Raw genomic sequence first — 6,115 nt, 5'->3', positions numbered from 1 at the left:
CCGCGGCGGGGCCTCGGCTCGCCCGCCGCGGCGCCGGCCATGACGGCGGCGCCGCCCGAGCCCACCGCGCCGCTATCCGGCATAGCCCCGCGGGAGCACCAGGACGGGCACGTCCGACCCCCGGACGATCTTGCCTGAGCTCTCGCCGACGAACACCTTGCGCAGCGGGCCCTCGCGGCTGGACATGGTGGTGAGCAGCTCCCCCGGCAGCATCTCGGCCGCGGCGAGGGCCTTGTGGATGTGGGTGCCCTGCACGGCCTCGGTCTCGACGTCCGCGACGCCGCGGTCGGCCAGGATCTTGCGGGCGTGCGCCAGGTCCTTCTCCGCCTGCTCGACCTGGCGTTCCACGATGTCGCCTGCGCGCAGGAAGCGGGCGGGCAGGCCGGAGGGCCGCAGCACGAGGGTGAGCAGCCGGACCGGCAGGCCGAAGTCGTTGGCGAAGGTGGTGACGATCTCCATCGTGGCCTGGACGTCGCGCTGCCGGTAGTAGGCGACGCTCAGCCGCTGGAACCGGGCAGGCGGGTCCTCGGCGTAGCCGCGCGGGGCGAGCATGACCGGGACCGGCGAGCCGTGCAGGAGCTGGTCGGCGGTGCTGCCGATGGCGATGCGGTCGCGGCGTCCGCGCGGCCCCGACCCGATGACGATCAGCGACGCGCCGACCTCCCCGGCGAGCTCGACCAGGCCGCGCCCGCTGCCCCGGTGGGCGGTCACGCGGTAGGCGACGCCCCGCTTGGGGAACTTCATCGCGGCCAGCCGCTCGGCCGCCTGGGCGAGCGCCGCGGCGGCCTGCTCGCGCAGGTAGGACAGCCATTCGGCGTCCACCGAGCCGGGCCCGCGGCTGGGCCAGGCGGGCGGGTGGACGTTGGCGACGACCAGTTCGACGCCCGCGGTCCGGGCGGCCAGCGCGGCGAGGACCAGGGCGTCGTCGCCCCGGTCGTCCGGCGAGTAGCCGACCAGGACGGGCCGGCCCTTCCCGGCCCCGGCGGACGTGGCGGACGTGGCGGCGGTCATGGCGTCCCCTTCGGGTTCGGTGGCTGCGCGGCGCCGCCGGCTGCCCGGCCGAGCCGCGAGTGGCGGCGGCTGTAGAGGAAGTAGACGACGAGCCCGACCGCCATCCAGATCAGGAAGATCTCCTGCGTGACGCGGTCCAGGGTGAAGATCAGCCCGGCGCAGAAGAGCACGCCGAGCATGGGGGTGACGGGGTAGACCGGGGTCCGGAAGCTGCGCGGCAGGTCGGGCCGCGTCCGGCGCAGCACCATCACGCCGATGTTGACCAGCCCGAACGCGAACAGGGTGCCGATGCTGGTGGCGTCGGCGAGGTGGCCGAGCGGGACGGCGGCGGCGAGCAGCGCGATGAACGCCGACACGATGAGGGTGTTGGCGACCGGCACCCGGCGGTTCGCGCTGACCCGCTGGAAGATCTTCGGCACCAGGCCGTCGCGGGACATCGCGAACAGGATGCGGGTCTGGCCGTACATCACCGACAGCACGACGCTGGCGATGGCGATGACCGCGCCGAGCGACAGCACCGCCGACGGCCACGACATGTTCGTCGCCCGCTCCAGCACCAGCGAGAGCGACGCCTCGGTCTCGCCCTGCTTGAACTCGGTCCAGTGCATCGCGCCGACGGCGGCCAGGCCGACCGCGACGTAGACGACGGTGACGATGACCAGGGAGCCGATGATGGCGAGCGGCAGGTCGCGCTTGGGGTTCTTGGCCTCCTCGCCCGCGGTGGACGCGGCGTCGAAGCCGATGTAGGAGAAGAACACCTTGGATCCGGCGGCCTGGATCCCGGCCCAGCCCATCGGCGCGAACGGCGTGAGGTTGCTCGTCTTGAACGCGGTGAAGGCGAGCACGCAGAAGAACACCAGCACGCCGATCTTCAGCAGCACCATGATGGTGTTGACGGTGGCGGACTCCGACGCGCCCTGCAGGAGCATCAGCATGGCCAGCAGGACCACGACGACGGCGGGGACGTTGACGTACCCGCCGGAGCCGGGCGGGTTGCTGATGGCGGCGGGCAGGGTGAAACCGAAGGTCTGCTGGAAGAAGTCGTTGAGGTACTGGCCCCAGCCGACCGCGACGGCCGAGACCGACACGGCGTACTCCAGCAGCAGGCACCAGCCGCTGACCCAGGCGATCAGCTCGCCCATGGTCGCGTAGGTGTAGGAGTAGGACGAGCCGGAGACCGGGATCGTCCCGGCGAGCTCGGCGTAGGACAGCGCGGAGAACAGCGCGGTCACCGCGGCGAGCACGAACGACAGCACGATCGCGGGCCCGACGAGCGGCACGGCCTCCCCCAGCACCACGAAGATGCCGGTGCCCAGGGTCGCCCCCACGCTGAACATGGTCAGCTGGAGCAGGGACATCGAGCGTTTCAGCTCTCCCTGACCGCCCTCGTCGACGATCTGGTCGACGGGTTTGGTCCGGAACAGGCTGTGCAGCATGGAGCCTGATGAGGCGGTGGCCACGGTGGTCGCTGCTTTCGTTCGGAGCCGTGAGGCCGTTGATCAAAGGGACGACGGGAGGGTGCCCGATTCGCGCGCCTCGAATCGGTCACCCTTCGTCATTGATCATATACCGTGTGTCACAGTGTGCTCGCGAGCGGCCAGGTGGCGTTCGGCGTCACGATCGTCCCGGCCGAGCCGTCCAGGATCTCCATGCACTGGTCGAGCCGGCCGATCGCCGCCATGTCGCCGGTCTTCTCCACGAACCCGCAGACCGCGTCGATCTTCGGGCCCATCGATCCGGCCGGGAAGTCCTCCGAGCGCAGTTCGAACGGGGTGGTGTGGCTGATCGGCTCGGCCTCCGGGGTGCCGAAGCCGCGCACCACGTTCGGCACGTCGGTGAGGATGAGGAAGGCGTCGGCCTCCAGCGTCTCGGCGAGCATCGCGGCGGTCAGGTCCTTGTCGATGACCGCCTCGACGCCCTCCAGCTGGCCGACGTCGTTGCGGATGACCGGAATGCCCCCGCCGCCGGCGCAGACCACCACGGTGCCGGTCCGGAGGGCCTGCCGGATCAGCCGGGTCTCGATCACCCGCTGCGGGTGCGGCGAGGGGACCACCCGCCGCCAGTACTCGCCGTCCGGACGGACCGCCCAGCCGTAGTCGCGGGCGAACTTCTCGGCCTCCTCCCGGGTGTAGACCTGGCCGACGAACTTGGTGGGGTTCTCGAACGCCGGGTCGACGGCCGACACCAGGGTCTGGTTGATCAGCGACAGCACCTGGCGGCCCGGCAGGGCGTTCTGCAGCGCCTGCAGCATCCAGTAGCCGATCATGCCCTGCGTCTCGGCGCCGATGGTGTCCAGCGGGTAGGGGCGGGTGAGGTTGGGGTCGTTGATGCTCTCCAGGGAGAGCACCCCGACCTGGGGGCCGTTGCCGTGGGTGATGATCAGCTCGTGCCGCTCGGCGAGCGGCGCGAGCGACTTCACCGCGGTCTGCACGTTGGCGCGCTGGGTCTCGGCGTCGGGCTTGTCCCCGCGCTGCATCAGGGCGTTGCCGCCCAGTGCGACGACGACTCTCATGGCGGATGTCCTCGTGGTCGAAGGGAGTGGGGTCAGCCGAGCGTCGCGACCATGACGGCCTTGATGGTGTGCATCCGGTTCTCGGCCTCGTCGAAGACGATGGACGCCTCGGACTCGAAGACCTCCTCGGTCACCTCCAGGGCCTCCAGGCCGGTCTTCTGGTAGATGTCCTCGCCGACGGTGGTCTCGCGGTTGTGGAAGGCCGGCAGGCAGTGCATGAACCGGACGCCGGGGTTGCCGGTGGCCTTCATGACCTCGGCGTTGACCTGGTACGGCTTGAGCAGCTTGATGCGCTCGTCCCAGATCTCCTTCGGCTCGCCCATCGACACCCACACGTCGGTGAGGACGAAGTCGACGCCGCGGACGGCCGCCTCGACGTCCTCGGTGATCAGCAGCCTGCCGCCGGTCCTGGCGTTGAGCTCCTGCGCGGGCTTGACGGCCATCTCCTCGTCCGGCCAGAGGCTCTTGGGCGCGGCGATCCGCACGTCCATGCCCGACAGCGCGCCCGCCGCGATGTAGGAGTGCGCCATGTTGTTGCGGGCGTCGCCGAGGTAGGCGTAGGAGAGCGAGTTGAGCGGCCGTCCGTTGGCGTGCTCGCGCATGGTGAGCTGGTCGGCGAGCATCTGGGTCGGGTGCCACTCGTCGGTCAGGCCGTTCCAGACCGGGACGCCCGAGTACTGCGCCAGTTCCTCCACGGTCTTCTGGCTGTCGCCGCGGTACTCGATGCCGTCGAACATGCGGCCCAGCACGCGGGCCGTGTCCTTGGCCGACTCCTTGTGGCCCATCTGGGAGCCGGACGGGGCGAGGTAGGTGACGTGCGCGCCTTGGTCGTAGGCGGCGACCTCGAACGCGCAGCGGGTTCGGGTGGAGGTCTTCTCGAAGATCAGCGCGATGTTCTTGCCGACCATGGTCGGCTTCTCGGCGCCGCTGTACTTGGCGCGCTTGAGCTCGGCCGACAGGTCGAGCAGGTACGCCCACTCCTTGGGGGTGAAGTCGAGCTCCTTGAGGAAGCTGCGGCCGTGCAGGTTGTAAGCCATGGTCTCTCCGTTCGGGCGGGGCGGCCGTTCGGGCCGGTCCCCGCGTCGGGGCGCTCTGGCGCCGCGCCGGTGGTCCGGGGGCACGCGATGGTCGGTGGGACGGTGTGCGGGCGGGCGGTGCGTCCGCGGTGGCGGTCCGGACGGGACGGGCCGGGCGCGCCGGCCCGTCCGCCCGGTGGCCGCCGTCAGGCGTCGCGCTCGAGGGGGCAGCTCATGCAGCGGGGTCCGCCGCGGCCCCGGCCGAGCTCGCTGCCCCGGATGGTGAGCACCTCGATGCCGTTCTTCCTGAGGTGGTTGTTGGTGGTGGTGTTGCGCTCGTAGGCGACGACGACGCCGGGCTCGATCGCGAGGACGTTGGAGCCGTCGTCCCACTGCTCGCGCTCGGCGGCGAACACGTCCTGGGTGGGCGTGAGGACCTTGATCTCGTCCAGGTCGAGCGCGCGGCCGATGGCCTTGTGCATGTCCTCGGCCGGGTGGTCGGTGATCTTGAGTTCCTTCTCGGTGTCGCCCGGCTCGATGGTGTGGGACGGGAGCATGCCCATCCCGGCGTACTTGGTGAACACGCCGTGGTCGACCATCGTCATGACCGTGTCCAGGTGCATGAAGGCGCGCTTCTTCGTCATCCGCAGCGCGACGATCTTCTTGGCGGAGCCCTGCGCGAACAGGGACTTCGCCAGCATCTCGACGGCCTGCGGCTGGGTCCGCTCGCTCATCCCGATCAGCACCGCGCCCTTGCCGATGACCAGGACGTCGCCGCCCTCGATCGTGGCGGGGGCCATCGCGGTGCCCTCGTTCCAGACGTTGAACCCGCCGGTGTCCGGCTTGTTGTAGCCGTCGGCGAACGCCGGGTGCCACCGGTAGATGGCCTCCATGTTCACCGTCTCGCGCATCCGGGCCTTCTTCTTCATGGCGTTGATGGACACGCCGTCGTAGACCCAGCAGGAGGTGTCCCGGGTGAACAGGTGGTTCGGCAGCGGCGGCAGGACGAAGTCGTCCAGCTCGATGGCGTGGAACGCGATCGACTTGATGTCGTCCATCCGCTCCAGCAGCTCCCGCTTGGTGATGCCGCCGATGAGGAAGGAGCCGAGCTCCCGCAGGTCCATGGCGTCGAAGGCGTTGCGGATGCCGTCGGTGGCCAGTGGTCCGAACCAGTGCGGGTCGATCACGTAGTCCAGGATGTGCTTCTTGGCCTCCGGGATCTCGATCGTCTCGCGCAGCAGGTCGAGCAGGAGGTGGACCTTGACGCCGCGGGAGCGGAGCACCTGCTGGAACTCCTCGTGCTCCTCGCCGGCGCGCTGCACCCACAGGACGTCGTCGAACAGCAGGTCCGCCGCGTTGGACGGGGTGAGCCGCTTCAGCGACAGCTCCGGACGGTGCACCAGCACCTGGCGGAGTCGGCCGACCTCGGAATCGACGTGGAAGGACATGGTTCAGCCTCCTTGCTGATAGTTGGAAGTTCAGATGTGTTCCGGCGGATCCCGTCGGCTCCGGCGGGTCCCGGCGGCCGGGAGGCCGGCCGCCGGTGGCGGGCGCGGCGGGCGCGGCGGGCGGCGGG

5 protein-coding genes are annotated in these 6,115 nt (G+C 70.4%); all 5 read right to left on the bottom strand.

The genetic code is table 11. The features are described 5' to 3' along the window. Positions 1-72: 72 nt before the first annotated feature. Complete coding sequence (locus DZF91_RS29750; RefSeq protein WP_117360420.1) at positions 73-1,011, bottom strand: universal stress protein; 939 nt, start codon at positions 1,009-1,011, stop codon at positions 73-75. Further along, on the bottom strand, positions 1,008-2,447 hold the full coding sequence (locus tag DZF91_RS29745; protein WP_117360419.1) for an amino acid permease: 1,440 nt from the start codon (positions 2,445-2,447) through the stop codon (positions 1,008-1,010). The genes DZF91_RS29750 and DZF91_RS29745 overlap by 4 nt, the downstream gene beginning before the upstream one ends. Before the next feature lie 140 nt (positions 2,448-2,587). Then, positions 2,588-3,523, bottom strand: coding sequence for a carbamate kinase (gene arcC, locus DZF91_RS29740; RefSeq protein WP_117360418.1), 936 nt, complete (start codon positions 3,521-3,523; stop codon positions 2,588-2,590). Positions 3,524-3,555: 32 nt separating this feature from the next. Further along, positions 3,556-4,560 (bottom strand): ornithine carbamoyltransferase, encoded by a 1,005-nt coding sequence (argF, locus tag DZF91_RS29735; RefSeq protein ID WP_117360417.1) that lies wholly within the window; start codon positions 4,558-4,560, stop codon positions 3,556-3,558. Positions 4,561-4,745: 185 nt separating this feature from the next. After that, complete coding sequence (locus DZF91_RS29730; protein WP_117360416.1) at positions 4,746-5,987, bottom strand: arginine deiminase; 1,242 nt, start codon at positions 5,985-5,987, stop codon at positions 4,746-4,748. Positions 5,988-6,115 lie beyond the last annotated feature (128 nt).

The organism is Actinomadura logoneensis (assembly GCF_003428695.1).
GTDB classification, from domain to species: Bacteria; Actinomycetota; Actinomycetes; order Streptosporangiales; family Streptosporangiaceae; genus Spirillospora; species Spirillospora logoneensis.
The sequence above is the reverse complement of the archived record's forward strand: the minus strand, read 5'-3'. Positions and strand labels throughout refer to the sequence as shown.